At 62.1% G+C, this 26,048-nt stretch carries 24 protein-coding genes and 1 riboswitch; of the genes, 19 read left to right on the top strand and 5 right to left on the bottom strand.

Going from position 1 to position 26,048, the window contains the following annotated elements:
* The first annotated feature begins 14 nt into the window (after window positions 1–14).
* The 15 genes from KJB29_RS06290 to KJB29_RS06360 all read left to right on the top strand — a co-directional run bounded on the left by KJB29_RS06290 (window position 15) and on the right by KJB29_RS06360 (window position 15,351).
* The gene (locus tag KJB29_RS06290) at window positions 15–2,438 is read left to right on the top strand and encodes a methyl-accepting chemotaxis protein (protein ID WP_215733849.1); all 2,424 of its coding nucleotides are present in this window, start codon (window positions 15–17) and stop codon (window positions 2,436–2,438) included.
* 75 nt (window positions 2,439–2,513) lie between these two features.
* Window positions 2,514–3,518, top strand: coding sequence for a helix-turn-helix transcriptional regulator (locus KJB29_RS06295; protein WP_215733850.1), 1,005 nt, complete (start codon window positions 2,514–2,516; stop codon window positions 3,516–3,518).
* 109 nt (window positions 3,519–3,627) lie between these two features.
* A complete protein-coding gene (locus KJB29_RS06300) occupies window positions 3,628–6,345 on the top strand; it encodes a sensor domain-containing protein (protein WP_215733851.1) in 2,718 nt (905 codons plus the stop codon).
* Window positions 6,346–6,451: 106 nt separating this feature from the next.
* Window positions 6,452–7,609, top strand: coding sequence for a class I SAM-dependent methyltransferase (locus KJB29_RS06305; protein WP_215733852.1), 1,158 nt, complete (start codon window positions 6,452–6,454; stop codon window positions 7,607–7,609).
* A gap of 49 nt (window positions 7,610–7,658) precedes the next feature.
* Window positions 7,659–8,282, top strand: a complete 624-nt coding sequence (locus KJB29_RS06310; protein WP_215733853.1) for an HAD family hydrolase — start codon at window positions 7,659–7,661, stop codon at window positions 8,280–8,282.
* A gap of 9 nt (window positions 8,283–8,291) precedes the next feature.
* Window positions 8,292–8,750, top strand: a complete 459-nt coding sequence (locus KJB29_RS06315) for a ferritin family protein (RefSeq protein ID WP_215733854.1) — start codon at window positions 8,292–8,294, stop codon at window positions 8,748–8,750.
* Window positions 8,751–8,790: 40 nt separating this feature from the next.
* Window positions 8,791–10,200 carry an aspartate ammonia-lyase gene (locus tag KJB29_RS06320; protein WP_215733855.1) on the top strand — a complete coding sequence of 470 codons (1,410 nt, stop codon included), beginning with the start codon at window positions 8,791–8,793 and terminating at the stop codon, window positions 10,198–10,200.
* Window positions 10,201–10,356: 156 nt separating this feature from the next.
* Window positions 10,357–10,581, top strand: coding sequence for a NifU family protein (locus KJB29_RS06325; RefSeq protein ID WP_004513639.1), 225 nt, complete (start codon window positions 10,357–10,359; stop codon window positions 10,579–10,581).
* 52 nt (window positions 10,582–10,633) lie between these two features.
* Window positions 10,634–10,834 carry a hypothetical protein gene (locus KJB29_RS06330; protein ID WP_004513638.1) on the top strand — a complete coding sequence of 67 codons (201 nt, stop codon included), beginning with the start codon at window positions 10,634–10,636 and terminating at the stop codon, window positions 10,832–10,834.
* A gap of 124 nt (window positions 10,835–10,958) precedes the next feature.
* Window positions 10,959–12,149, top strand: a complete 1,191-nt coding sequence (locus KJB29_RS06335) for a phospholipase D-like domain-containing protein (RefSeq protein ID WP_215733856.1) — start codon at window positions 10,959–10,961, stop codon at window positions 12,147–12,149.
* 84 nt (window positions 12,150–12,233) lie between these two features.
* The gene (locus tag KJB29_RS06340; protein WP_215733857.1) at window positions 12,234–12,494 is read left to right on the top strand and encodes a type II toxin-antitoxin system Phd/YefM family antitoxin; all 261 of its coding nucleotides are present in this window, start codon (window positions 12,234–12,236) and stop codon (window positions 12,492–12,494) included.
* On the top strand, window positions 12,491–12,919 hold the full coding sequence (locus tag KJB29_RS06345) for a type II toxin-antitoxin system VapC family toxin (protein ID WP_215733858.1): 429 nt from the start codon (window positions 12,491–12,493) through the stop codon (window positions 12,917–12,919). Before KJB29_RS06340 ends, KJB29_RS06345 begins: the two co-directional genes overlap by 4 nt.
* Before the next feature lie 28 nt (window positions 12,920–12,947).
* Window positions 12,948–13,661 carry a 7-cyano-7-deazaguanine synthase QueC gene (gene queC, locus KJB29_RS06350; RefSeq protein ID WP_215733859.1) on the top strand — a complete coding sequence of 238 codons (714 nt, stop codon included), beginning with the start codon at window positions 12,948–12,950 and terminating at the stop codon, window positions 13,659–13,661.
* 58 nt (window positions 13,662–13,719) lie between these two features.
* Window positions 13,720–14,505 carry a GTP cyclohydrolase FolE2 gene (gene folE2 / locus KJB29_RS06355; protein ID WP_215733860.1) on the top strand — a complete coding sequence of 262 codons (786 nt, stop codon included), beginning with the start codon at window positions 13,720–13,722 and terminating at the stop codon, window positions 14,503–14,505.
* Window positions 14,506–14,664: 159 nt separating this feature from the next.
* Window positions 14,665–15,351 (top strand): TIGR04282 family arsenosugar biosynthesis glycosyltransferase, encoded by a 687-nt coding sequence (locus KJB29_RS06360; protein ID WP_246560626.1) that lies wholly within the window; start codon window positions 14,665–14,667, stop codon window positions 15,349–15,351.
* On the opposite strand, the gene ilvA is transcribed toward KJB29_RS06360, so the two are convergent.
* The gene (gene ilvA, locus KJB29_RS06365; RefSeq protein ID WP_215733862.1) at window positions 15,302–16,510 is read right to left on the bottom strand and encodes a threonine ammonia-lyase; all 1,209 of its coding nucleotides are present in this window, start codon (window positions 16,508–16,510) and stop codon (window positions 15,302–15,304) included. The two genes, KJB29_RS06360 and ilvA, sit on opposite strands and share 50 nt — an antisense overlap.
* An 18-nt stretch (window positions 16,511–16,528) precedes the next feature.
* On the bottom strand, window positions 16,529–17,533 hold the full coding sequence (locus KJB29_RS06370; RefSeq protein WP_215733863.1) for a cation diffusion facilitator family transporter: 1,005 nt from the start codon (window positions 17,531–17,533) through the stop codon (window positions 16,529–16,531).
* 142 nt (window positions 17,534–17,675) lie between these two features.
* Between KJB29_RS06370 and trxB the strand changes: the two genes are divergently transcribed.
* Together trxB and KJB29_RS06380 are read left to right on the top strand one after the other, a co-directional pair.
* Complete coding sequence (gene trxB / locus KJB29_RS06375) at window positions 17,676–18,626, top strand: thioredoxin-disulfide reductase (protein ID WP_215733864.1); 951 nt, start codon at window positions 17,676–17,678, stop codon at window positions 18,624–18,626.
* 52 nt (window positions 18,627–18,678) lie between these two features.
* Window positions 18,679–20,208 carry a YifB family Mg chelatase-like AAA ATPase gene (locus KJB29_RS06380; RefSeq protein ID WP_215733865.1) on the top strand — a complete coding sequence of 510 codons (1,530 nt, stop codon included), beginning with the start codon at window positions 18,679–18,681 and terminating at the stop codon, window positions 20,206–20,208.
* Window positions 20,209–20,216: 8 nt separating this feature from the next.
* Here KJB29_RS06380 and KJB29_RS06385 read toward each other — a convergent pair whose 3' ends face one another.
* Window positions 20,217–20,909, bottom strand: a complete 693-nt coding sequence (locus KJB29_RS06385) for a PEP-CTERM sorting domain-containing protein (RefSeq protein WP_215733866.1) — start codon at window positions 20,907–20,909, stop codon at window positions 20,217–20,219.
* A 120-nt stretch (window positions 20,910–21,029) separates the two neighbouring features.
* A riboswitch (cyclic di-GMP riboswitch) is annotated at window positions 21,030–21,137 on the bottom strand.
* Between the two features lie 313 nt (window positions 21,138–21,450).
* Window positions 21,451–21,879, bottom strand: coding sequence for a helix-turn-helix domain-containing protein (locus tag KJB29_RS06390; protein WP_215733867.1), 429 nt, complete (start codon window positions 21,877–21,879; stop codon window positions 21,451–21,453).
* On the opposite strand from KJB29_RS06390, the gene KJB29_RS06395 reads away from it, so the two are divergent.
* The gene (locus KJB29_RS06395) at window positions 21,849–22,364 is read left to right on the top strand and encodes a magnesium chelatase subunit ChlI family protein (protein WP_246560629.1); all 516 of its coding nucleotides are present in this window, start codon (window positions 21,849–21,851) and stop codon (window positions 22,362–22,364) included. The two genes, KJB29_RS06390 and KJB29_RS06395, sit on opposite strands and share 31 nt — an antisense overlap.
* A gap of 262 nt (window positions 22,365–22,626) precedes the next feature.
* Window positions 22,627–24,222 carry a succinyl-CoA:acetate CoA-transferase ScpC gene (gene scpC / locus KJB29_RS06400; RefSeq protein ID WP_215733869.1) on the top strand — a complete coding sequence of 532 codons (1,596 nt, stop codon included), beginning with the start codon at window positions 22,627–22,629 and terminating at the stop codon, window positions 24,220–24,222.
* Window positions 24,223–24,367: 145 nt separating this feature from the next.
* On the opposite strand, the gene KJB29_RS06405 is transcribed toward scpC, so the two are convergent.
* Complete coding sequence (locus tag KJB29_RS06405; RefSeq protein ID WP_215733870.1) at window positions 24,368–25,726, bottom strand: DEAD/DEAH box helicase; 1,359 nt, start codon at window positions 25,724–25,726, stop codon at window positions 24,368–24,370.
* Between the last annotated feature and the right edge of the window lie 322 nt (window positions 25,727–26,048).

Consider the following 26,048-nt stretch of genomic DNA (forward strand, 5'->3'; position numbering starts at 1 on the left):
AGAGGACTTTTCGAATGACCATCAAGACAAAACTCACGGCGAACGCCTGTATCATGATCATCGTTGTTGGTGCCGTCGCCGTCACCAGCTTCATCGGCATGCGGTCCATCAAGGGGCGACTCTCGTATCTCACGGAAAAGAGCACCCCCTTCCAGATGCGCACTGTCGAGTTCCAGCGGTCGCTCCAGGGGGCCACCGCCGATCTGATCAAGGTGGTGGCGTCGGCAACCACCCAGGAGTTCGCAGCGGCGAAGGCGGAGGCCGAACAGTCGCTGAGGGATGTCAGGGCGGCGCAGGAGGTGCTGGAAAACCTCTCCGGGGAGAAACTCCAGGCGTCCGATGAGTTGAACGGCATTGCCGCCGAACTGTTCAGTACCATGACCGCGAAACTTACGTCCGAAAGGGAATCGGCGGAGGCAAGCGCCATGATTTCCCGGCAGGCCAGGGAGACAACCGCGCGGCTCAAGGAGTTGGACCGCAAAGTCAAGAACCTCCAGCAGAGCAGTTCCGCCGCCTATGCCTCGGCCACTGACGAAACCGACAAGATTGCCCAGCGGTTGAGGAGCATTGAAACCCTCAAGGCATCCCTGAAAGAGGTCCAGTACCTGGTCGTCGACCTGCAGCGGGTGCAGAACAAGAAGCAGATTCAGGAAAAGTACGCCGTTGCCATGAAGAAGGTTATGCAGAACAGTAACGTCCGGCAGAACAAGCAGATCGGCAGCGAAGTCGCTGCCATCAATGCCAGGATGGAAGAACTCATCAAGGCCCAGGTGGAGGGGGGCGATCAGAAGCGGGTCGATGCCCTTGCCGGCCACGTGGGCGAGGCGTTGTCAACGCTTTCCGAAACGATCGAGGATGAGGCGGACAAGGCGAACCAGATGAGCACGGCTGTTGCCGCCAAGCTGAAGGGCAATTTCTCGAATTCGAATATCGCCGTTGGTGTTCTGTCGAGCAACTCCGATCTGGTCTCCCTCGGTGTCTCCGTGGAAGGGCTCTCCTCCCGCCTGTTCCTCGCCGGGTCGGAAAAGGAACTGGACGGTATCGCCGCCGAGATCAACCAGCAGTACGGGAGGATAGCCGCGGCAGAGAAAACGGTGGCAGCCTCGCTGCGGAAGGTCAAGGCCAACCAGGAGCTGAAGCTCCTCAATGCGGCTTTCGGCTCGCTCTCCAGCATCCGGGAGACCATTCTGGCCAAGGACGGGATCCTTGCAAAACTCCACCAGAAGATGCAACTCAAGGCCCGGGCGGAGCACGATGCGGCAAAGCTTCGGGAAATCGTGCGGAAGCAGGCAGCGAAGGGAAAAGAGACCGTAACAACTGCCCAAGGTGATCAGGAAAAGGCCATTGCATCGGTCAATACGACGATCCGTTTCAGTATGGGCCTCATTGTCGGTATCAGCATCGGCGCCATCGTGTTTGGCATTCTGATTGGCTTCTGGATCTATCGCTCCATTGCCCTGCCGATGGGACAGCTCATCGCCGCTTCCGAGGAGGTGGCCGGGGGAAACCTTGCCACACGCCTGGAAAGCGGCAACCGCGACGAGGTGGGGAAGGTTCAGGCGTCAATGGCGAAGATGGTGGACAGTATCCGCCAGATAGTGGCCAGAATCGGCGCTGCCACGGAGTCTCTGGCCAGTAATTCCGAAGAGATGTCAACCACTGCCGCTGTCCTTGAGGAGGGAGCGGAACAGCAGGCTCTACGCGTGGAGCAGTCGGCGGCTGCCATGGTGGAAATGTCCCAGACGACCCTCGATGTGGCCAGGAATACCTCCGAGGCTGCCGGAACCGCCGAGATGATGAAAACGGCCGCGCTTGAGGGAAAGGAGGCCATGTCGCTCACCGTCCGGGAGTTGCGGCACTTCGCCGGAACCTTTGAGGATACCGCCGGCAAGGTGGAGCTCCTGGGGGACCAGTCGGCCCAGATCAACGAGATCGTCACCCTGATCGAGGATATTGCGGACCAGACCAACCTGCTGGCCCTCAACGCCTCCATCGAAGCTGCCCGTGCCGGTGAGCAGGGGCGGGGCTTCGCCGTGGTCGCCGACAGCGTCCGGCAACTGGCCGAGAGAACGGCAACCGCCACCGCGGACATTTCCCAGACGGTGAAAGCCATGCAGGAGAGCGTGAAACAGTCGGTGGGCTCCATGCATCACGAGCGGCGGTCGGTGGGCACGATCCTCGACCGCATTAACGATACCATGGAGGCCACGGACCGGATCGTGGAGTATGTGGAACGGGTCACCGACATGGTGCGGCGCATCGCCGTGGCGGCGGAGCAGCAGTCGTCAACCAGCGGTGACGTTTCCCGGAACATGGATGAGATTTCCGTCATTACCCGTGAACTGCGCAGCTCGTTCAGTGACATCAAGCATTCCTCCGAGGATCTCTCCCGCCTGGCCGGTGAGTTGAACGGCATGGTGGGGTGGTTCAGGGTGTAGGAGCCGTTTTTTCTCGTTGCACCTCCCGGCGCTTCAGGTATCATCCCCCCCAAAGTCGTCACCGGGAGGTCAACCATGCAGAAGGGAAAGCCGGCCAAGAAGTACTCCCAGGCAGGGAGGGTCCATGACCTCATCCGCCTCATCGAGGCGCGCCACGGGGTCACCCTCGACGAGATGGCCGAGGAGACCGGGGTGGACCGCCGCACCGTCCACCGGGACCTGAACGTCATCCACGAGGCGGGGTATCCGCTGATTTCCGAATGGCTGAACGGTCGCAAGGCCTATCGCTTCCTCACCCGCTTCAAGGATGTCCCCCCCATCACCTTCACCCTCCAGGAGCTCATGGCTCTCTCCTTTTTCCGCTCCCAGCTCTCCTTTCTCGACGGAACTCCCTTCCGGGAGGATCTCGATGCGGTCTTCCGCAAGATCAATTCGGTGCTTCCCCCCCGCTACGCGGCCCACATGGAGCGGATTGCCGATGTGTCGCTGCCGCTTTTGCAGGGGCGGCGCGACTACGCCCCGGTGGCCGGCCACCTGGAGAGCCTGCGCGACGCCCTCATCTACCAGTACCGGGTGCGGCTCTCCTACCGTGGGGCTGGGAAGGGGAGGGCCAGCACCTACGAGGTGGACCCCTACACCCTGGTCTTCTACAAGGGGGGGCTCTATCTCGTGGGGTACGCCCACAACCGCCAGGCCATCCGGACCTTTGCCGCCGAGCGGATCACCGGCGTGGAGGTGCGGAAGGAGCGCTTCGAGATTCCCGCCGACTACCGCCCCGAGGAGCGGCTCAGGGGGGCCTTCGGCATCGTGGAGGAGGAGCCCCTGGAGGTGGCGATCCGCTTTTCCCCCGGGGTCGCCCACGCGGTCCGTGGGCGGGTCTGGCACCCGAGCCAGACGGAGCGGAGCGGAGCCGACGGAAGCCTCGTCCTCTCCTTCTCTGCCGGAGGGAAAATGGAGATCGTCTCCTGGGTCCTCTCCTACGGCGAGCATGCCGAGGTGCTGGCGCCTGCCTCCCTGCGGGATGAGGTCGGCGCGGCGGCGCGGCGGATGGCTGAAAAATACGGGGCAAAGACTTCCTGACCACTACGGCTAAAGTTTTTTGCCGGCCGGTCGATACGGGTAAATAGAGTGTGAACAATCCGTAGCACGCGGCCCCTCGCCCCTTCCGGCGCCGCGGTGGAGCGCCCGTATGGGTTTGGCCGAAAAATCCGACAAGATTCTGCGATATCTGCCGTCGCCTAAAAAGCAGTTGCTGGCCCTTCTCCTCATAGTTTTCGTCATCGAGTTGCTCCTCATGGTGCTGCTGCCGCGAACCGCTGATGGCGGCATTCCCCTGGCCATCTCCCTCCTTGACGCGCTTCTCCTCGTCATCCTTTCGGCCCCCATCATCTGGTTGAGCATTGTCCTTCCGCTTCGGAGCGTGGCATTCACCGCCTCGCTGCACACCGATCTCCTCCTCGATCACATCGCCGACGGCATCATAAGTTTTGACGGAGCCGGCCGCCTCCTCTCCCTCAACCCCGCTGCCGAGCAGCTCTTCGGCTACCAGAGTGCCGAGGCAACGGGACGCTCCCTTGGCGATATCCTGGCAATCAGGTCGACGGGGAAGGATAATCCTCTCCTTACCCCCCTTGTCTGCTGCGGCGAGGAACATTCCCGCCTGACCTGCGAGGCGGAGGGGATCCGGAGCGACGGGAGCCGTTTCCCGGCCGCCCTTTCCCTGAGCCGGGTGCAGATGAAGGGCGTCTGGCACTTTCTCGGCATTGTTCGCGACGTTACCGAGAGCAGGGAGACCGGTGAGCGGCTCCGCGAAACCAATGAAAAGCTTGACACCCTGATTCAGGCCTCGCCCCAGGGTATCGTGGCGGTGGACTGCTGCGGGAAGGTGACCCTCTGGAACCGGGCTGCCGTGGAAATCTTCGGCTGGAGCGCCGAGGAGGTGCTGGGAAAACCCTATCCCGTCGCCCCGGCGGAGCGGGCGGCAGAGCACCGGAAGCTGCGGGAGTTGGTCCTCCAGGGGAAGAGGATCACCGACGTGGAACTTCGTCGCCGGCGCAAGGATGGCTCCCCCATCGACGTGAGCCTCTCGGCGGCCCCCATCTGCGACGGCTCGGGCACGCCGCTCGGGGTCATCACCATCATCTCCGACATCTCGGCCAGAAAACGCAATGAGCAGGAGCTGGTTCTCCTCAAGCGGGCCATGGAGTCGAGCATCAACGGCATAACCATCACCGACGCCACCCATCCCGACAACCCCATCATCTACGTGAACCCGGCCTTCGAACGGATCACCGGCTACGGCGTCGATGAGGTGATCGACAAGAACCCCCGCTTCCTCAGGGGCGACGACCGGGACCAGGCCGAACTCAAGAAGCTCGTGCAGGCCTTCAAGGAGGAGCGGGAAGGGTGCTTCGTGCTCCGCAACTACCGCAAGGATGGCTCGCCCTTCTGGAACGAGCTCTTCATCGCTCCCGTCCGGGACCGGGACGGCGTGGTGACCAATTACATCGGGGTCATGAACGACATCACCGAGCACCGCCGCTACGAGGAGCAGCTGGTCTACCAGGCGACCCACGACCCCCTCACGGGGCTCCCCAACCGCAACCTCCTCCAGGACCGCCTCGGCCAGGCCCTGGCCCTGGAAGCGTTCCGGCGCCGCAATCCCATCTGCGTCATGTTCCTGGACCTGGACAACTTCAAGAAGGTGAACGACACCCTGGGGCACACGGTGGGGGACATGCTCCTGAAGGCGGTGGCCAACCGGCTCAAGAACTGCCTGCGGGGAGGGGACACGGTGGCGCGGCTCGGCGGCGACGAGTACATCGTCGTACTCCCCAACGTGCGGGAAGTGCCTGACGTCATCACCGTGGCCAAGAAGATGATCAACGTCTTCGCGGCGCCGCTCCTCCTCATGGGGAACGAGATCTACGTCACGGCCAGTATCGGCATCGCCCTCTTCCCCACCGACGGCGAGACCGTGGACGCGCTCCTCAAGAACGCCGATGCCGCCATGTACCACGCCAAGGAGCAGGGGAAGAACAACTACCAGTTCTACTCGGCGGAGATGAACATCCGGGTCTTCGAGCGGCTCTCCCTGGAGACGAGCCTCCACCGGGCCGTGAAGAACCAGGAGTTCTTGCTCCACTACCAGCCCCGGGTCGACCTGCGGAACGGCCGGATCTGCGGCGTGGAGGCCCTGGTGCGCTGGAACCACCCGGAGATGGGGCTCGTGTCGCCGGCCAAGTTCATCCCCCTGGCCGAGGAGACGGGGCTCATCGTTCCCATGGGCGAGTGGGTTCTCAGGACCGCCTGCGCCCAGAACAAGGCCTGGCAGGATGCCGGTCTGCCGCCGCTCCGCATGGCCGTCAACCTCTCGGCCCGCCAGTTCCGGCAGGAGAACCTCATCGCCATGGTGGAGGAGATCCTCATGGAGACGGGGCTCGCCCCCCAGTGGCTGGAGCTGGAACTGACCGAGAGCCTCGTCATGCAGGAGACGGAGAAGTCGGCCGCCATCCTCCGCGAACTGACGGACCGGGGGATCGAGGTGGCCATCGACGACTTCGGCACCGGCTATTCATCCCTCAGCTACCTGAAGCGCTTCCCCATCGCCAACCTGAAGATCGACCAGGCATTCATCCGCGACATGACCCGCGACCCCGACGACGCCACCCTCGTGAAGACCATCATCACCATGGCCCACGGCCTCGGCATGAAGACCATCGCCGAAGGGGTCGAGCTGGCGGAACAGATCGACTTCCTCTGCCGCCACCAGTGCGAGGAGATGCAGGGGTACTACTTCAGCCGCCCCATCACCGCCGAAGAGCTCGGCCGGCTCCTGGCCGACGGGAAGACCCTCGACCTCTCCCCGGTCCATGTGGACCCCCGTGACCGTATCCGGGCGGTGTAAGCCGCCCGTTTCCCTTCTTGCACCTTCATCGTTACCGTTGTGCCACCCCCTGCATTGACAAACCCATCCCCATCCTCTATAACTGAGCTTTTTCGGGAGGTTTTGCGTGGATCAGCCGGACGACAGCAGGCTCAGGGGGATCATTCTCAACCGGATTCGGGAGCGGGGACGAATCCCCTTCGCCGACTTCATGGCGATGTGCCTCTACGAGCCGGGGCTCGGCTACTATACTTCGCCCGGCCGCAAGGTGGGGGCCGAGGGGGATTTTTACACCAGCATCAACGTCCACTCCGTTTTCGGACGCCTCATCGCCCGGGAGATCGGTCGCATGTGGGAGGAGATGGGGCGTCCTGCCGCCTTCGACATCGTGGAGGCCGGGGCCGGCCACGGCCGTCTCGCCGCCGATGTCCTCGACGCCATCCGGGAACTGAACCCCGAACTCTACGACGGTGTCCGCCTCACCCTCATCGAGGCCGAGCCGAGCCTTGCCGCGGTGCAGGGGGAGCTCCTCGCCCAGCATCTTCCCAAGGTCTCCTGGAGCACCCCCGCCGACCTGGCCGAGGGGCGGCTCCGGTTCACCGGCTGCCTCTACTCCAACGAACTGATTGATTCCTTCCCGACCCACCTGGTCGAAATGTGCCCCGACGGGCTGCGTGAGGTCTTTGTCGCGGCAGAGGGGGACCAGTTCTCAGAAATCCTCGACCTCCCCTCAACGCCGGAGCTGGAGGCGTACCTCTCCCGTCTCGGCATCACTTTCGCCGTGGGACAGCGGGCCGAGATCAACCTGAACGCCGTCCGGTGGCTTGAATCGGTGGCCACTGCCTTGGAACGGGGCTTCGTCCTCACCATCGACTACGGCTACCTGGCCCCCGAGCTCTACGGCCCCATGCGCCTGAACGGCACCCTCCTCTGCTACTACCGCCATACCATCGAAGAGAACCCCTACATCCGGATCGGTCTCCAGGACATGACCACCCACGTGGACTTCACCACCCTTGCCGCGCGTGGGGAGGAACTGGGGTTGCGCAAGGTCTGGTACGGCGAGCAGTACCGCTTCCTGGTGGCCACCGGCATGATGGAGGAACTCATGGCCCTGGAGGCCGCCGCCACCAGCGAAAAGGAGCAGATCGCCATCCGCCTCGCCCTCAAGAAGCTCATCCTCCCCGAGGGGGGGATGGGGGACACCTTCAAGGTCCTCGTCCAGGCGAAAGGGGTCGAAAACCCCCGGCTCCTCTGCATGCGCGACTGGGGCAAGCTCTTTTGACACGGGGCCTTCCGATGATAGACTCTACCCGTAAGGGGAGGGGGTAACGGTGAGCGGGATTCGCGCCCTGGTTTTCGACCTGGACGGCACCCTCTACGACAGTGAAGGGGTCGGTCGCCAGATCGACGCCTCCGCCATGGGGCATGTGGCTGCGGTGCGGGGGATTTCCCCCGAGGAGGCGAGACTCCTCATCCGGGAGACCCGGGAGCAGATAGCTGCCCGCACCGGCCGGACCTCCTCCCTGAGCCATGCCTGCCTGGAACTGGGGATTGACCTGCGGGAGCTCCATCGCCGTTTTGCAGCCGAGATCGTGCCGGAGCCCTTCCTCACCCGGGACGAGAGGGTGGTGGAGTTGCTGCAAAGGCTTGGCGAGCGGTTCGAGCTCCATATCTACACCAACAACAACCGCCACCTCTCTTCGCGGATCATGACGGCCCTCGGCGTTGACGGGTGCTTCCGGCGCGTCTTTACCATTGAGGATTCCTGGCGCCCCAAACCGGACCGGCAGGTTCTCGAAGAGATTTTCCGGGAGATCGGGCAAGAACCCTCCCACTGCCTCTTCGTGGGGGACCGCTACGACATCGATCTGCGGCTGCCGGAGGAACTCGGCTGCCGGGTATTTCACTCCAGGACCGTTGACGAACTGCTTACCATTGAAACCATCTTAGCCTAAGGAGCGCCGATGAACGACCAGACCAAAGAGACCCTCGACGCCATCATGCGGGCCATGGAGATCGAAAAGGAGACCTTCGACTTCTACACCAGGGCCGAGCAGAAGACCTTCAACCCCGAGGGGAAGCGGATCTTCCGCTGGCTCGCCAAGACCGAGGAGCAGCACTACCTGAAGCTGAACGAGCTCTACCAGTCCCTCCACGAGGGGGGGCGCTGGGTCTTCTACGGCGGCTCCACCATCGCCCTCGACCCGGCTGGTTCCGGCGAGCAACAGGTGGGGTTCAACACCGACGACCTTCAGGCCCTGGAGATCGCCATGGAGATCGAGAAGAAGGGAATCGCCTACTTCGACGACCTCATGGCGAAGACCGCCGACGCCGACGGCAAGAACATGCTCAAGGCCCTGCGGGACGAGGAGGCCGAGCACTTGCGGGTGATTACCGAGAAGTACAACGAAATAAAGCGGTAATCGGGGACCGGGGACCAGGGACCGGGAAAAGGCAGAAACAGTGACGTTTCGGATTGAAAAGGATACCCTCGGCCAGGTTCAGGTTCCGGCCGGCGCCTACTACGGTGCCCAGACGGCCCGGGCCGTGGCCAACTTTCCCCTCTCGGGGCTCCGGCCCCATCCGGCCCTGGTCCGGGCCACGGTCGTCATAAAAAAGAGCGCCGCCCGGGCCAATATGGCCACGGGGAGGCTCGAACCCCGGCTCGGCGAGGCCATCGTCCGGGCCGCCGACGAGGCCCTCGCCGGCGACTTCGATCCCCACTTCGTGGTGGACCCGTTCCAGGCCGGGGCCGGCACCTCCCACAATATGAACGTGAACGAGGTTCTCGCCAACCGGGCCAATGAACTCCTGGGGGGGGAGCGGGGCGCCTACGCGCCGGTCCACCCCAACGACCACGTGAACATGGCCCAGTCCACCAACGACGTCTTTCCCACGGCCATGCGGCTGGCGTCTCTTTCACTCGTGGAGAAGCTGCGTCCGGGACTGGAGGGGCTCGTGGCGGCCCTGCGGGGGAAGGGGCGGGAGTTCGACGCCATCCTCAAGAGCGGCCGGACCCACCTCCAGGACGCGGTGCCGATCCGCCTCGGCCAGGAGTTCGAGGCGTGGGCCGTGGCAATGGAGAAAAACCTGGCGGGGATCGACGCCGCGCTGCCGGGGCTCCGGGAGTTGGGGATCGGCGGCACCGCCGTCGGCACCGGCATGAACGCCGAGGCGGCCTACGTCGATCTGGTGGTGGCGGAACTGGCCCGGGAAACCGGGTTTCCCCTTCATCGCGGGATGAACCTGGTGGAGCGGATGCAGAACATGGACCCCTTCGTGGCCCTCTCGTCGGCCCTCAAGGGGCTTGCCGCGAACCTCGTCCGCATCGCCAACGACCTGCGGCTCCTCTCCTCCGGCCCCCGGACGGGGCTCGCCGAGATCGCGCTTCCGGCGATCCAGCCCGGCTCCTCCATCATGCCGGGGAAGGTGAACCCGAGCATGGCCGAGGCAACCGACATGGTCGCCTTCCAGGTGATGGGGGCCGATGCGGTTATAACCCTGGCAGCCCAGGCGGGACAGCTGGAGTTGAACGTGATGATGCCGGTCATCGCCTTCAATCTCCTCTTCAGCCTGGAGCTCCTGAAGAACTCGGTGCCCAGGCTGGCCGAATCCTGCATTGCCGGCATCACCGCCGACCGGGAGCGCTGCCGCCGGTACCTGGATCAGTCGGTGGGGCTCGCCACGGTGCTGGCCCCCTACGTCGGCTACGCCGCCTCCGCCGAGGTGGCAAAGGAGTCGACGGCCACGGGACGGAGCATCCGGGAGATCGTGGAGGAGCGGCAGCTGCTGACGGCCGATAAGCTTGCGGAAATCCTCGACCCCCTTCCCCTTACGAGCCCCGGGGTTCCGGGAGAGAAGCATAACGATTAAGCATTTCCCCCTCACCCCCGCCCCTCTCCCTCAAGGCGAGGGGAGAACTCAAACCCTCTCCTTGGGGGAGAGGGTGGCCGAAGGCCGGGTGAGGGGAAGTGATAGACAGCGGAAGTTAGAATAAGCAGAGCACCCAAACCCAAGGAGGAAACAACAATGCTGGAAGAAGTGAAGAAGGTTCTCGATACGGTGCGCCCCGCGCTCCAGGCGGACGGCGGCGACGTGGAGCTGGTGGAGGTGACCGAGGACGGCGTGGTGAAGGTGAAGCTGGTGGGGGCCTGCGGCCACTGCCCCATGTCCACCATGACCCTCAAGATGGGGATCGAGCGGACCCTGAAGGAGAAGGTCCCCGGCGTGAAGGAAGTGATTTCCGTCCAGTAACCGACGTACGCGTTACCCGGATCAGCCTGAAGGTAACATCAAGGAGGATGGCATGGGCTACAAGGTCAAGACGTTCGGCATGGAAATCCGTCCCCTCAAGACCATGAAGGAGCTTTCCTCTCTGGACGCCATGGTCAACGACTTCGTGACAAACAACGGCGTGAAGCGGATCATCTCCGTTTCCGACTCGCCGACCACCGACGACAAGGGTGAGACCATCGGCCTTGTCCGGGTGGTTGCCTACGAAGACTGAAAAGAACGCACGATGACAAGCAGGGAGGCGCGGGGGAGACTTCGCGCCTCTTCGCTTTTCCCCTCCATCATCTCCCTTGCCCTCCTTGCCCGCCTGCGTTACCCTTGATGCAGGAGTCCCGGGCATGTCCATCGTGAGACGAAAAAAGATAATCGGCACCCACCGTGCCCCCCGATTCCTCCGCATCTTCCGGAGAAATGCCGAGGCGTCCCATTCCCGGGGGAACAGGGTGAAACTTTACGATTCGGGTTCGGAGTTCTTCCCGGCCATGCTGTCAGCTCTGGCCGAGGCCCGTCACCACATCCACGTCGAGTTCTACATCATTCGCGACGACGCCACCGGCACCGCCTTTGCCGAGGCGCTTCTGGCCGCCGCTTCCCGCGGGGTTGACGTCTCGCTCATCTACGATTACATCGGCTGTTTCGATGCCCCCTCCGCCTATTTCCGGCGTCTGGAGCAGGGGGGAGTCCGGTGCCTCGCCTTCAATCCTCCCCCCTTCCGGCGGGGACTTGCCTGGTTCGACAAGCGGGACCACCGGAAGATGGCGATCATCGACGGAGAAACCGCCTTCACCGGCGGAATCAACATCGGCGACGAGTACTCGGGGTTCGGGAGGGGCACCGACCGCTGGCGGGATGTGGGGGTCCGGATCGACGGGCCTGCCGTCACGGACCTCGTGCGGCTCTTCCGGGAGTTCTGGGTGGAGGAAAAGGGGAGCCCTTCTCCGGCCTGGTTTGCGGAGCATGTCTCCGTGGCAGGCATGGGAGATGCCGACGTGATGATCGTGAGCGACGGCCCCCACCACGCCCGTTCCTTCATTCGCAACGCTTTCCGCATCGCCATGGCCGGAGCGGGAGAATCGATCCGGATCATGAACCCCTACTTCGTGCCGGGTCCGCGGGTGGTCCGCTCTCTGCTGCGGGCCGTGCGGCGTGGGGTGAACGTTCAATTGATCCTCCCCGCCAAGAGTGACGTCCCCATTGTCCGGCTCGTGGGACGCGGTTACTACGCCCCCCTCCTTCGGGCCGGCGTCGAGATCTACGAGCGCCAGGGGGAGTTTCTCCATGCCAAGGTCATGCTCATCGACGACACCTGGGGGGTGGTCGGCTCGGCAAATCTCGACCAGCGCAGCTTCCATCGCAACTACGAAGTCAACACCATTGTTGCCAGCCGCGAGTTCGGCCGGCAGATGGCGGAGATGTTCGCCGACGACCTCAGGGGGTCCCGCCGTATCGTTCTAGAGGAGCATGAGCGCCGGGGCTCGCTGGTGCGGCTTCTGGAGCGGCTTTGCAATTCGGTAAGCTGGTTTCTGTGATCCGGTTTTGTGTTTGAAAAGTGACCACTTTTTGTGTAGAGTTGTAACTACTTAAGGTCTGTCTCGTTCCGATGAGGTGATGCCATGATTGCGGTAGGAATCAAGGAGTTGAAGGCGCGTCTGAGCAGCTATGTGGAAAAGGTGCAGCAGGGTGAAGAGGTGGTGATAACGGACCATGGCAGGGAGGTGGCGCTGGTGGTCCCCATCTCCCCGGAGCGCCGCGCGGTGAAAACTCTCATGGCTGAAGGGCGGGCGAAATGGTCGGGCGGGAAGCCGGCGGGGAAGCGGGGGGTGACGCTGAAGGGCGAATCCCTCTCTGATACCGTGCTGGAGGAGCGCCGTTGATCCTCTATCTCGACACGAGCAGCCTGGTGAAGCTCTATGTGGAAGAGGCCTGCTCCGACACCGTCCGGCAGTGGGTGGAACGTGCCGAAGCAGTCGCCACCTGCCGCGTCGCCTATCCGGAGTTGCTGTCGGCCCTCACCCGGAGGCACAACCGCGGCGACCTCCCGCGCGAAGATTACGAAGTTGTGGCCGAATGCTTCGCCGGTGAGTGGGAACATTTCGTGGCCCTCGATTTTGATGAGATCGAGGCGGGGCATTTCGTCAGGAAATACGGTCTTCGAGGGTTTGACGCCGTGCATCTGGCCGCGGCAAAACTGCTGTTGAATGACTGCGGCGCCATTGAGGTTGCCTTTTCATCGTTCGACAACAAGCTCAACGGGGCAGCCGAGGCCGAGGGGTTCGCCCTGCTCGCGGCAAGTCACTAGTCCGACATTCGGGAAGGAACTACATCCGATGCACAAAAAAGCCGTCGTCCTCTACAGCGGAGGACTCGATTCCACCACCTGTCTCGCCATTGCCCGGGCTGAAGGGTATGAGCCCTATGCCATGAGTTTTTCCTACGGCCAGCGCCACAGCGTCGAGCTGGAGCAGGCCAAGCGCAACGCCCGCCCCATGGGCGCCGTGGACCATCTGGTCGTGGAGTTCGATTACCGTCAGGTGGGGGGAAGCGCCCTCACCAGCGACATCGCCGTGCCCAAGGAAGGTGTGGGGAGCGACATCCCGGTCACCTACGTGCCGGCCCGCAACACGGTCTTTCTCTCCTTCGCCCTGGGATGGGCCGAGGTGCTCGGCGCCTTCGACATCTTCATCGGCGTCAACGCCCTGGACTACTCCGGCTACCCGGACTGTCGGCCGGAATACATCGCCGCCTTCGAGGCAATGGCGAGCCTGGCCACCAAGGCCGGGGTGGAAGGGAAGGGGCGGTTCCGCATCCACACCCCCCTGATCCATCTCACCAAGGCCGAGATCATCCGCAAGGGGCTCTCCCTCGGCGTCGACTACGGCCGGACCCACTCCTGCTACGACCCCACGTCCGAGGGGCTTGCCTGCGGCCTCTGCGACTCTTGCCGCTTGCGGCTCAAGGGGTTTGCGGAGGCTGGGATGGCGGATCCGGTTGCGTACGCAACCATCAAGAATCCAGAAGTTAGGAGTCAGGAGTCAGAATAGAAGATGCCTGGTTTTTTCTGGCTCCTGAATTCTGACCCCTGAATACCCAGAGGTTGTTATGACCACCATGCCCGACATGCAGAAAACCCCCGACACCCGGAAGATTCCCATCAACAAGGTGGGGGTGAAGGACATCTCCTACCCCATCGTGGTGATGGACAAGAACAAGAAGTTCCAGCAGACCGTGGCCCGGATCAACATGTACGTGGACCTTCCCCACCACTTCAAGGGAACCCACATGAGCCGGTTCGTGGAGATCCTCAACGCCTACCGTGAGGATATCGCCCTGGACAAGATGGAGCCGATCCTCCAGAAGATGAAGGAGAAGCTGGGGGCCTCGTCGGCCCACCTGGAGATCGAGTTTCCCTACTTCATCGAAAAGTGTGCCCCGATCTCCGGCGCCCGGAGCCTCATGGAGTATACCTGCACCTTCAGCGGATCCCTGGGGGAGGCGTTCGATTTCGTTCTCGGCGTGCAGATTCCGGTCACGTCGCTCTGCCCGTGCAGCAAGGAGCTCTCCCGCTACGGGGCCCACAACCAGCGGAGCCACATCACCGTGCGCCTGCGGTACACCGACTTCATCTGGATCGAGGATCTGGTGGCGATGATTGAGGAGTGCGGGTCGAGCCCGGTCTGGTCCCTGCTCAAGCGGGTGGACGAGCAGTACGTCACCGAGCGGGCCTACGAGAACCCCAAGTTCGTGGAGGATATCGTCCGCGAGGTGACCCAGAAGCTCCTGGCCCACGATGCCGTCACGTGGTTTTCCGTGGAGGCGGAGAACTTTGAATCGATCCACAAGCACTCGGCCTACGCGGCCATCGAGCGTGACAAGAAAATGACATGATTCATGAGGGATTGTTGTTGTCGAATTAATTTTTTTTGACGTGGAGTTCTGTGCCGCCTTGTCCCCGTGGGTGTTGATAACTATGTTGAAAAGCGCCAAAGTTGTGGATAACGCTATGCGTTGCAGTTGCGCTCCCTTCCCCCAAACCTGCTCTGCCGTATGTCAAAAGCACTGATCGTTTTTGCCAAAAGACCGTCACCGGGCCGTGTCAAAACTCGGCTCACCCCCCCCTTTTCTCCTGAGGACGCCGCCGAGCTCTACCGTTGCATGCTTCTGGATGTCCTCGCAAAAACCGGCCAAATGACAGGTGTGGACAGACTCCTCTTTTATAAACAGGGGGACGGTGTGCCTGAGTTCTTCGCGGAAACGGTGGGGGAGGGGGAGAGTTATCCACAGGAGGGGGACGGGTTGGGAGCGCGGTTGGCGGCGGCCTTCGACCGGACCTTTGGCCAGGGGTACGACTTGGCGGCGGTCATCGGCACCGATTCGCCCCATCTCCCGCCAGACTACATCGAACAGGCCTTTGATCTGTTGAATGATCCTCGGGTGGATGCTGTCTTCGGCCCCACGGAGGATGGCGGCTACTATCTCCTGGCCATGAAGCGGCTCCACCGGGAGCTCTTCGAGGGGATCGCCTGGTCAACGCCGGAGGTACTGGAGCAGTCCCTGGCCCGGGCTGAGTCAGCCGGCATCGCCACGGCGCTCCTCCCGGTGTGGCATGATGTTGACACGGCCGCCGACCTCCTGCGGCCGGAGTTGGTGGATCCGGACAACGGCGCTCCCCTCACGCGGGAGTTCATTTTACGACATCCACCTCGTAGCCCCGTCGCCCCAGGTGGCCGATGATCTCCTGGATGTGTTCGTAGCCCCGGGTCTCCAGTTCCAGAAGAACCTCGGTCTTGCCGAGGGGAAGGTCCAGGGAGCGGCGCTCGTGGTTGATGAGGAAGATGTTGGCCCGGACAGCAGCCACCTCCGTGGCCAGCCCCGCCAGGGAACCGGGAATGTCGTCCAGCACCACCTGCAGCTTCAGATAGCGTCCCGCCGCCACTAGGCCCCGCTCCACCACGGTGGAAATGGTCTTTACGTCGATGTTCCCGCCGGAGAGGACGCAGACCGTCTTCCCCGGCAGCTTTCCCGCCTTGCCGTTCAGCAGGGCCGCCAGGGTCACGGCTCCAGCCCCTTCCACGAGGAGTTTCGTCCGCTCCAGGAGCCCCACGATGGCCAGGGCGATCTCCTCTTCCTCCACGAGCACCACGTCGTCCACCAGGTCCCGGATGATGGGGAAGGTGTTCCGGCCCACCCTCTTTACGGCGATCCCGTCGGCAAGGGTCACCGTGAGGGGGGCCTCCGTGATCTTCCCCTTTCTGAGGGAGTAGTGCATGGAGGGTGCGGCCTTGGATTCGATGCCGATGATCCGCACGTGGGGGTGAGTCTCCTTCACGGCCGTGGCAATGCCGGCGATGAGCCCGCCTCCCCCGATGGGGACCAGGATGGCTGAGACGTCGGGGAGTTCATCGAGGATTTCGAGGCCGATGGTACCCTGGCCGGCCATGACCAGGGGATCGTCGAAGGGGTGCACGAAGAGGGCGCCGGTCTCCTTCTGGGCCTGGACTGCGGCGGCATAGGCCTCGTCGAAGTTCCTGCCGGTGAGGACCACGTCGGCGCCATACTCCTTGGTGGCCTGCACCTTCTGGGGCGGGGTGCTCTCGGGCATGAAGACGGTGGCCTGCACCCCCAGGAGGTCGGCGGAAAAGGCGACCCCCTGGGCGTGGTTGCCGGCCGAGGCGGTGATGACCCCCTTTGTCAGGGCCTCCCGGGGCTGGGAGGTCATGAAGTTGAGGGCTCCCCGGATCTTGAAAGCGCCGGTCCGCTGGAGGTTCTCGCACTTGAAGAGAAGGGGGAAGCCGAACCGCTCGCTGAAGTGGTGGGAGTGGATCAGCTCGGTGCGCCGGACCCGCTTTTTGAGGCGGTCTGACGCTTCCTGGATCAGGGTGTAGGGGAGCATCGGTTCTCCGTGGGGTTGCTAGTGGTCATGGTGGCAGTGGTCGTGGTCGTGCCCGTGGTGGTCATGGCCGTGCCCATGGTCGTGGCCGTGATGGTCGTGGTGCTGGCCGTGGCGGGGGCGGTGGCGTAGCTCCTTGATGATCGGCGGCGCCTCCACGCACCGGGTGCACTCGGCCTGGAGGGTGGTGTGGGAGATGTGGTAACGCTCGAAGAGCAGCTCTTCGAGCCGCCTGAGCACATCCGCCTGCCGCTCCTTGTGCTCGGGCTCCACATCCACGTGGGCCGACAGGGCCAGGATGTGGGAGCAGATGGTCCAGATGTTCAGGTGGTGGACCGTGTTCACCCCCTCCACTTCCTGCATGGCAATGGCCACTTCCCGGGTGCTCATCCCCCGGGGGACCCCCTCCATGAGGATGTGGGACGACTCCCGGATCACCCGCCACGACCCCCAGAAGATGACGCAGCCGATCCCGGCGGAGATGATGGCGTCCAGGAGGTACCAGCTGGTGTAGTACATGATGACGCCGCCGATGATGACCCCCACCGAGGCGGCCGCGTCGCCGATGACGTGGAGAAAGGCGCTGCGCACGTTCAGATCGTCGTGGGAGTGGCTGTGGAGGGCCGAGGCGGCGATGAGGTTCATGACGAGGCCCACCGCGGCGATGACCAGCATCGGGAGGCTCTTGACCTCCACCGGGTGGCGCAGCCGCTCCCAGGCCTCGTAGAAGATGCCGATGGCCATGAGGAAGACCGTGGCGCCGTTGATGAAAGAGGCGAAGACCTCGGTCCGGTGCCAGCCGAAGGTGCGGGTGTCGGAGGCGGGGTAGCCGGCGAGCTTGATGGCCGCCAGCGACAGGATCAGGGCGAAGAGGTCGAGAAAGACGTGGGCCGCGTCCGACAGGAGGGCTAGGGAGTTGGTCCAGATCCCACCCGCGACCTCGGCCACCAGGGTGAAGGTCGTCAGGATGATGGCATACTTGAAGCGTCCGGTGATGCTCTGGTCAAGGTGCGTTTCGGCGTGCATGGTCGGCTTCGTCCCCCCTTCCCGTCAGGGGTTCACTGTAGCAGATGCCCCTTTGGCGGGTCAAACGGAAAGAACCGCTCCCCCCTTGCATTTCCGGAGTGTTGCTGCTATCGTAGCGCGACTGTCTTTGGAGGATTCTAATATGGAAACAACCCATCACCGCCTCATTATTCTCGGTTCCGGCCCTGCCGGCTACACCGCCGCCGTCTACGCCGCCCGTGCCAACCTTAATCCGACCCTCATCACCGGACTCCAGCAGGGGGGGCAGTTGATGACCACCACCGAGGTGGACAACTGGCCCGGCGATCCCGGCGGCGTCCAGGGACCCGACCTCATGGAGCGGATGCGTCAGCACGCCGAGCGCTTCAATACCACCATGGTCTTCGACCACATCGGTAAGGCGAATCTTCGCGAGCGCCCCTTCCGCCTGGAGGGGGACAATGGCATCTATACCTGCGACGCCCTCATCATTGCCACCGGTGCCACCGCCAGATACCTGGGGCTGCCGTCGGAGGACGCGTTCAAGGGGAAAGGGGTTTCGGCCTGCGCCACCTGCGACGGTTTCTTTTATCGCGGCAAGCCGGTGGCGGTCATCGGCGGCGGCAGCACTGCCGTGGAAGAGGCCCTCTACCTTTCCAACATCGCCAGTCATGTCACGGTCATTCACCGGCGCGACAAGTTCCGCTCCGAGAAGATTCTCGCCGACCGTCTGATCGAAAAGACCAAGGGGGGTAATGTCACCATCGAATGGCACCATGTGCTGGACGAGGTTTTGGGGGACGCCACCGGGGTCACCGGCATCCGCATCCGCCACACCAGCGGTTCCACCAAGGATATCCCGGTGCACGGCTGCTTCATTGCCATTGGCCATGCTCCCAACACCCAGCTCTTTGAGGGGCAACTGGAGATGGACAACGGCTACATCCGCACCCTCTGCGGCGGCGAGGGGAACGCCACCGCCACCAGCATCCCCGGCGTCTTTGCCGCCGGCGACGTGCAGGACCAGTACTACAAGCAGGCCATAACCTCGGCTGGCACCGGCTGCATGGCGGCCCTGGACGCCGAAAAATATCTGGAGACTCTCTTGTCATGATCAGTCAGGTTCTTCTCACGGCCACTACCCTGTCTCCGGTCCACGGCCCCTGATGTTAGCCAAGGCCCTCTCCAGCGCTCTCCTCGGGATCGACGCAGTCATCGTCGACGTGGAGGTGGATATCGCCCAGGGACTTCCCCAGTTCGCCACCGTGGGGCTTCCTGACGGCGCCGTCAAGGAGAGCAAGGACCGGGTCAAGTCAGCCCTCAAGAACTCCGGTTACGATTTTCCCCCCCGCAAGATCACCGTCAACCTGGCCCCCGCCGACCTGAAGAAGGAGGGGGCCTCCTTCGACCTCCCCATCTCCATCGGCATCCTGGCCGCCATCGGCGTCGTCAAGGGAGAGCGGCTCAAGGAGTACCTCCTCCTCGGCGAGCTCTCCCTGGACGGGAGCGTCAAGCCGGTCCGGGGCTGCCTTCCGGTGGCCGTGGCGGCCCGGGACGCGGGGCTGCGCGGCATCGTGGTCCCCCTGGAAAACGCCCCCGAGGGGGCGGTGGTGGAGGGGATCGAGGTCATTGGCGTCTCGGAACTGGCCGAGGTGGTGGAATTTCTCAACGGCGACCGGGCCATCGAGCCGTTCCGGGTGAACGTGGAGGAGTTCTTCGCGCGGAGCGCCGAGGTCGGCGACGACTTCTCCGAGGTGAAGGGGCAGGAGCATGCCAAGCGGGCCCTGGAGGTAGCCGCTGCCGGGTCTCACAATATCATTATGATCGGTCCGCCGGGATCCGGCAAGACCATGCTCTCCCGCCGGATCCCGACCATCCTTCCCCGCATGTCCTTCGAGGAGGCCATCGAAACGACCAAGGTTTACAGCGTCATGGGGCTCCTGGACCGGGAGAACGCCCTGGTGGCGCAGCGGCCGTTTCGGTCTCCCCACCACACTATTTCCGATGCCGGATTGATCGGCGGAGGAAATACGCCTCGCCCCGGCGAGGTCTCCATGGCGAACCATGGAGTCCTTTTTCTTGACGAACTACCCGAATTTAAAAAGCATGTTCTGGAAGTCCTCCGCCAGCCCCTGGAGGACGGCCGGGTCTCCATCTCCCGCGCCCTCATGTCCCTCACCTATCCGTCGCGCTTCATGCTCGTGGCGGCCATGAATCCCTGTCCATGCGGATTCTTAGGAGATGCTAATCATTCTTGTTCATGTACACCCGTTATGATTCACCGCTACAGATCTCGTATTTCCGGACCTTTGCTGGACCGGATCGACCTGCATATTGAAGTACCTGCCGTAAAATACCGCGACCTTGCAGACCGCGCTGACAGTGAATCTTCCGCAGCAATCGCCGCCCGGGTCGAGACCTGCCGCAACCTCCAGCTAGAACGCTTCAAAGGGACCAAAGTCCACTGTAACGCCCAGATGCCGCCGCGTATGATCAAGAAATTCTGCGAACCCGATGCAGCCGGTCACCGCCTCCTCGAAATGGTCACCGATCGCCTCGGCCTCTCCGCCCGCTCGTATACCCGCATCCTCAAGGTAGCCCGTACCATTGCCGATCTGGAAGCTTCCGAAAACATTCGCGAACAGCATCTGGCCGAGGCGATCCAGTACAGGAGTCTGGACCGGAAGACGTCCTGACTCCCAACTTAACTCCGTCGTCTCCATATCGCCAGCCCGCCGAGACCGGCACCAAGGAGCAGCAAGGTGGATGGTTCCGGAACGGGATCTGGGTCGGGATTTGGGTCTTGTTTGGGTATGAACGTAAGATCGTCGAGACCCGGTGCTAGTCCGTTTATTACAAAATAGGAAATGTCTGCCGATGTGCGCTGGATACCGCGGAACGCGCCGGCGTTCACACTGTATGGAGTGATGATATCCGCTAAGGTCGTTACATCATAGGTTTCAAGCACATTCAGGGATGAGTCAAGGGCGCTGATCCACAGATCTCCAGCGCCAATTGCGTAGTTCATGAAGCCGCCTACGCCTGAAACGGGGCCGTCCAGGAAGTGGATAATCATCGAATCAGCGGCAGTAGTAGAAGTAAAAGCTGAAATATAGGTTTTTCCGTCACCCCAGTTGCCGTTATACATAAAGCCCCAACCGTTGAAATTTGTGTAGAGACCGCTATTGGCTTTGCTGGTGACCTCTATGTTCAGACCGTAAGAATTTACCAGTTGTATGGGGCCGACGGCGTTAAAGACGGTTGGCTGGGTGCTGAAATCAATCACCGGCATGCCCAGCATGGTATTATTGCTGGTGATGAATTCTGCTTGCGCCGTCGTAGTGAATATGATGGTCAGGCAGATAGCTAGCGATAATGTTGCTGTTATTGCTTTCATGTGTAGGCTCCTTTCAGTTTGTGTCAACATTGTTAGTAATGAATTGATGCCCCATATTCATCATGGCGTTAACCGACAAAAAAGCCGAACTGCGCTGGTGCAACCGAAACGGTGGTTGCATCCGGCAATCCGGCAAACTTGGGAGTGTGAAACTGATGAGTGTTGCGTGGAACCCAAGTTCCGTGGACTTTCCGACCCCTGATCACTCAGGATTTGGCAAACTGATTAGTTATTTTTTATTTATTAAATCACTCAAATAATTCTTGTCAAGCGTTTTGAGGAATAGTGTGGTGAGGAATAGGCCCATAAATATTGGTGTCGGGGAGTCGTAAGGAATGGAGGTTCAGAAAGTGAAGTTACAATGTCAAGCACACTCCGTCTTAATATAACAGGGATCGATATCGATACCGATTGGGAGGTTCACAAATATCAATTGCAAGGCAGTGAACACGGAGCTGTTGTTTCCTTTTACGAAGGAAATTATTTCCTATTTCTTCTCTGGTACAAGGAAATTTTTCTGACTTTCCAAGAACAGCTCGATCTACTCCCGGTTCTTACTGAACGGATTATGCCGGCCACTCAACCAGTCGGAAAGCTGTTCCGTATCTCTCCCAATTGCTTCCCCAAGACATTTTTGATTCATCCCTCTTGCTCTCTTGTACCATGCAAGCCGCCCCACTGTGTCATCCGGGCAGTCGAACGGAATATAGCCTAGAAATTTGATAATACTTGGATTATATTGCAGTTTCGGTTCGGTGCCATGTTCCCAGTTCCAAATAGAGGATTCGGTGACGCCGATGATCTTCGCGACTTCTCTCTGGAGGAGTCCAAGATCCATTCGTTTCTTGCGGATGTGTTCACCGACTGTGATGGGGAATTCGGGATAACCGGGAAGATGCTGTTTTTCAAGGGGAATTTGAATTGAGAACGAGTGCCGTCTTGAATCAGAATAGTAGAGAAAGGTGCACACACCCCTGCCCCTGCGGCTACCTGGGCGACCCCCTCCATCCCTGCTCCTGCACGCCGGTAATGGTCCAGCGCTACCGGTCCCGCATCTCCGGGCCGCTTCTGGACCGGATCGATATCCACATCGAGGTTCCCGCCGTCAAGTACCGCGATCTGGCCGACCGCAGCGAGGGTGAAAGCTCCCGGGCCATCGGCAGTCGCGTGGAGCGTGCCCGGGAGGTCCAGCGGGATCGTTTCCGGGGCTCCAAAGTTCACAGTAACGCCCAGATGACACCCCGTTTCATAAAGAAGTTCTGTGAGCCGGACGCGGCCGGCAGTCGGATGCTGGAGCTGGTCACTGATCGGCTCGGCCTTTCGGCCCGCTCCTACAGCCGCATCCTCAAGGTGGCCCGCACCATCGCCGACCTGGATGGGTGCGACGCAGTCAGGGAGCAGCATGTCTCCGAGGCAATCCAATACCGCAGCCTGGACCGCAAGGTGTCGTCGTGACACCACTCTTTCTTTTCCTGTTGTGCAGATGTCTGAAAGTGTATGCAGTATGCCGCGTCGCCTGAGCTACTCCATGAATAGTTAATAATTTTTTAGCTTGACTAAAGAATGGTGCGCAAGTAAAATCCGGTTCTAATTTTAGGTAGACACTATGGTGGTTCGGGCTGGTTTTTTTGCGCTCGAATACTTGGGAAGTGTCAACTTTTGTACCAGCGTTTACAGGCTTTGCTTGTAATCATCATCACAAAAACGGAGGTAAGAGATGTCAGAGTACGGCACACTGCAAGACCGCGTACGTTGCAAGTCACTGCTCAGCAAGGTCATGACCCCCGAGCAAACTGTCCAGTTCTTCAAGCCGGGCATGAACCTCGGTTGGTCCGGCTTCACCCCTGCCGGTTATCCGAAGGTTGTTCCCATCGCCCTGGCCGACCACGTTGAGAAAAACAACCTCCAGGGGAAGTGGAAGTTCAACCTCTTCATCGGCGCTTCCGTCGGTGCCGAGACCGAAGACCGCTGGGCCACCCTTGACATGATCGACCGCCGCTGGCCGTACCAGACCGGCAAGAACATCGCCGCCGGCATCAACGAAGGCCGCATCCGGATGGGCGACAAGCACCTCTCCCTCTTCGCCCAGGACCTGGGCTACGGTTTCTATACCAAGGACAGCGAGACCGGCCGTCTTGATCTGGCCATCATTGAAGTCTCCGCCATCACCGAGGACGGCGGTCTGGTTCCCACCACCTCCTGCGGCGTCATCCCCGAGATCCTCATGCAGTGCGACCGGATCATTGTCGAGGTGAACACCGGCGAGCCCTCCTTTGAAGGGATTCACGACATCATCGTCTGCCAAACCCCGCCGAACCGTCAGGTGATCCCTATCACCAGCGCAGGTGAGCGGGTCGGCACCACCTATGTGCCGTGCGACCCGAGCAAGATCATCGCCGTGGTCGAGTCCAAGCTCCGCGACAAGGGCCGCGCCTTTGCCGAGCAGGACGACACCTCCGAGGCCATCGCCAACCACCTCATCGACTTCTTCTCTCACGAAGTGAAGGCCGGCCGTCTCCCCAAGAACCTCCTCCCGATCCAGTCGGGCGTCGGTTCCATCGCCAACGCCGTCATCGGCGGCCTGGCCAAGGGTCCCTTCACCAACCTGACCGTCTTCACCGAGGTGCTCCAGGATACCATTCTGGATCTCTTCGATTCGGGCAAGTGCGATGCCGCGTCCGCCTGCTCCCTGTCGCTGTCCGAGAGCCCGGGCTTCCCGCGCTTCTTCGAGAACTGGGACAAGTATTTCGGCAAGTGCGTTCTGCGCCCCCTCTCCGTCTCCAACGCCCCTGAGCCGATTCGTCGTCTCGGGTGCATCGCCATGAACACGCCGGTCGAGATCGACATCTACGCCCACGCCAACTCCACTCTGGTCGGCGGCACCCGGATGATCAACGGCCTCGGCGGTTCCGGCGACTTCCTCCGCAACGGCTTCCTGAAGATCATGCACACCCCGTCGAGCCGGCCGTCCAAGACCGACCCGACCGGTATCTCCTGCGTGGTACCGCACTGCTCCCACATCGACCACACCGAGCACGACCTGGACTGCGTCGTTACCGAGCAGGGTCTGGCCGATCTTCGCGGCATGGCTCCGAAGGAGCGGGCCAAGCGGATCATCGAGAAGTGCGCCCACCCGGACTACAAGCCGATCCTCAGCGAGTACCTTGAAATCGCCACCAAGGACTGCCTTGCCCGCAAGGTCGGCCATGAGCCGCAACTGTGGGACCGCGCTTTCAAGATGCACCTCAACCTGGAGCGCAACGGCACCATGAAGATCAAGAACTGGGACGTGAAGATCGACCTCTGCGAGTAAGATCGACAGTCAGTGCCAGACACGAAAAAAGCCCCACCGGGAAATCGGTGGGGCTTTTTTCGTGTCTGCGAAGAGAAGCGACGGACGCCATGAAGGAAGTCCGTCGCCGGCAAGGGGGAGACCCCGAAGATGACGCTTTGCTCGATCAGGACTGTCGGCGGGGTTGGCCGCTCCCCTCGCGTCCCTTGGAACTGCGATATTCAACGACTGGACCGTTGGAAGTGGTGTGCTTGCCCCAGGGGGAACGCTTGGCGTTGCCGGGCCTGCCGCCTGTCTTGGCAGCGTCGCGGTTTCCGTAACTTTTCCGGGGACCGCCGGTGGAGTTCCCTGGCCTGCTTCCCCTGCCGGTGGAGACGCGGTGAAGGGGCCGGCGGGGCTCCAGACCCGGAATCTGGTGCTCGGGAAGGGTTTGGCCGATGTAGCGCTCGATCCGGGCCAGGTAGCTGACCTCGTTGAGGGAGGCGAAGGAGATGGCGATCCCCGATGCCCCTGCCCGGCCGGTGCGGCCGATGCGGTGGACGTAATCCTCGGCGAATTTCGGCAGGTCGAAGTTGATGACGTGGCTGATGCCGGAGACGTCGAGGCCCCGGGCTGCCACGTCAGTAGCCACCAGGAGCCGAATTCTCCCCTGCTTCATGGCGGCGATGGTCCGGTTGCGTGCACTCTGGGGCATGTCGCCGTGGAGTGCCGCGGCGGAGTGCCCCTGGCTCCTGAGTTCGATAGCCATGTTTTCGGCATCGCGCTTGGTGGCGGAGAAGATGATCGCCTTCCGGACGTCGCCATCGGTGATCAGATGCTGAAGCAGCCTGTTCTTGTGGGAGAGGTCGTCAGCCACGTGGAGGCGCTGCTCGATATGCTCATGGGTCGTCTTGGTGCCCGCGATCTCGATGCGCTCCGGTTCGTTCAGGAGCCGCCCCGCCAGGCGCGCCATGGTGGCGTCCATGGTGGCGGTGAAGAGGAGGGTCTGGCGGTCGGAGGGGGAGGCGGCGGCTACCCGGTCGACATCATCGCTGAAACCCATGTCGAGCATCCGGTCTGCCTCGTCGAGAATCAGCAACTCCAGGCGGGAGAGGTCGAGGCTTCTCCGGTCCAGCAGGTCCACGAGGCGCCCCGGTGTGGCCACGATCAGGTCCACCGGCGCCGAGAGGAGCCGGAGCTGCTCCCGGTAGGGCATGCCGCCAAGGATGGCGCCGCTGCGTATCCGCAGGAACTTGCCGTAGGAGCGGACCGCGTCGGTTACCTGTTGGGCCAGTTCCCGGGTGGGGGTGAGGACCAGGACGCGGGGTCCCCGGCCGGGCTTTTGGGCCGGCCGAGCCAGACGCTGGAGGGCTGGAAGGACAAAGGCTGCGGTCTTGCCGGTGCCGGTCTGGGCCGTGGCGAGAAGGTCGCGGCCCTCCAGTGCCCTGGGAATCGCCTGGGCCTGGATCGGGGTCGGGTCGGTGTAGCCGCAGGCGGCGACCGCCTTGAGAATGGGGGGGAGGAGGTTCAGTTCAGCAAACGTCATGAATCGGTTCCTTAGGTCGTTTCCAAACGCCAACGGGCACAGCCGGACGGATTGCGGGCATGCAACGCACCATGCCACGCGCGTCGCGAAGGGCGCCGTGATCGTTACCGGAAAAGACGGAAATGAGTACGCGTGTGAGCCGCAGGGCAACCTGATGCCCTGAAAGGGGACGGCAGCAACACAGGATGACTGGCATGATACATCGTCGCCAACCGTGAGTGCTGCTGCGCCGTGGGGCGTTGCCGAAAGCAGAGGGGGTTAGTGAGCGATGAAGCAAATGGCGGGGGTACTTCGTGGGTGTGCCTGAAGGCAGGTTCCGCCT

Origin of the sequence: Geobacter grbiciae, assembly GCF_018531165.1 — a bacterium.
Taxonomy (GTDB): Bacteria; Desulfobacterota; Desulfuromonadia; order Geobacterales; family Geobacteraceae; genus Geobacter; species Geobacter metallireducens.

Coding starts and splice junctions, on each gene's coding strand:
- KJB29_RS06290 (WP_215733849.1), top strand. CDS start 15: ATGACCATCAAGACAAAACTCACGGCGAACGCCTGTATCATGATCATC.
- KJB29_RS06295 (WP_215733850.1), top strand. CDS start 2,514: ATGCAGAAGGGAAAGCCGGCCAAGAAGTACTCCCAGGCAGGGAGGGTC.
- KJB29_RS06300 (WP_215733851.1), top strand. CDS start 3,628: ATGGGTTTGGCCGAAAAATCCGACAAGATTCTGCGATATCTGCCGTCG.
- KJB29_RS06315 (WP_215733854.1), top strand. CDS start 8,292: ATGAACGACCAGACCAAAGAGACCCTCGACGCCATCATGCGGGCCATG.
- KJB29_RS06325 (WP_004513639.1), top strand. CDS start 10,357: ATGCTGGAAGAAGTGAAGAAGGTTCTCGATACGGTGCGCCCCGCGCTC.
- KJB29_RS06330 (WP_004513638.1), top strand. CDS start 10,634: ATGGGCTACAAGGTCAAGACGTTCGGCATGGAAATCCGTCCCCTCAAG.
- KJB29_RS06335 (WP_215733856.1), top strand. CDS start 10,959: ATGTCCATCGTGAGACGAAAAAAGATAATCGGCACCCACCGTGCCCCC.
- KJB29_RS06340 (WP_215733857.1), top strand. CDS start 12,234: ATGATTGCGGTAGGAATCAAGGAGTTGAAGGCGCGTCTGAGCAGCTAT.
- queC (WP_215733859.1), top strand. CDS start 12,948: ATGCACAAAAAAGCCGTCGTCCTCTACAGCGGAGGACTCGATTCCACC.
- folE2 (WP_215733860.1), top strand. CDS start 13,720: ATGACCACCATGCCCGACATGCAGAAAACCCCCGACACCCGGAAGATT.
- KJB29_RS06360 (WP_246560626.1), top strand. CDS start 14,665: ATGTCAAAAGCACTGATCGTTTTTGCCAAAAGACCGTCACCGGGCCGT.
- ilvA (WP_215733862.1), bottom strand. CDS start 16,510: ATGCTCCCCTACACCCTGATCCAGGAAGCGTCAGACCGCCTCAAAAAG.
- KJB29_RS06370 (WP_215733863.1), bottom strand. CDS start 17,533: ATGCACGCCGAAACGCACCTTGACCAGAGCATCACCGGACGCTTCAAG.
- trxB (WP_215733864.1), top strand. CDS start 17,676: ATGGAAACAACCCATCACCGCCTCATTATTCTCGGTTCCGGCCCTGCC.
- KJB29_RS06380 (WP_215733865.1), top strand. CDS start 18,679: ATGTTAGCCAAGGCCCTCTCCAGCGCTCTCCTCGGGATCGACGCAGTC.
- KJB29_RS06385 (WP_215733866.1), bottom strand. CDS start 20,909: ATGAAAGCAATAACAGCAACATTATCGCTAGCTATCTGCCTGACCATC.
- scpC (WP_215733869.1), top strand. CDS start 22,627: ATGTCAGAGTACGGCACACTGCAAGACCGCGTACGTTGCAAGTCACTG.
- KJB29_RS06405 (WP_215733870.1), bottom strand. CDS start 25,726: ATGACGTTTGCTGAACTGAACCTCCTCCCCCCCATTCTCAAGGCGGTC.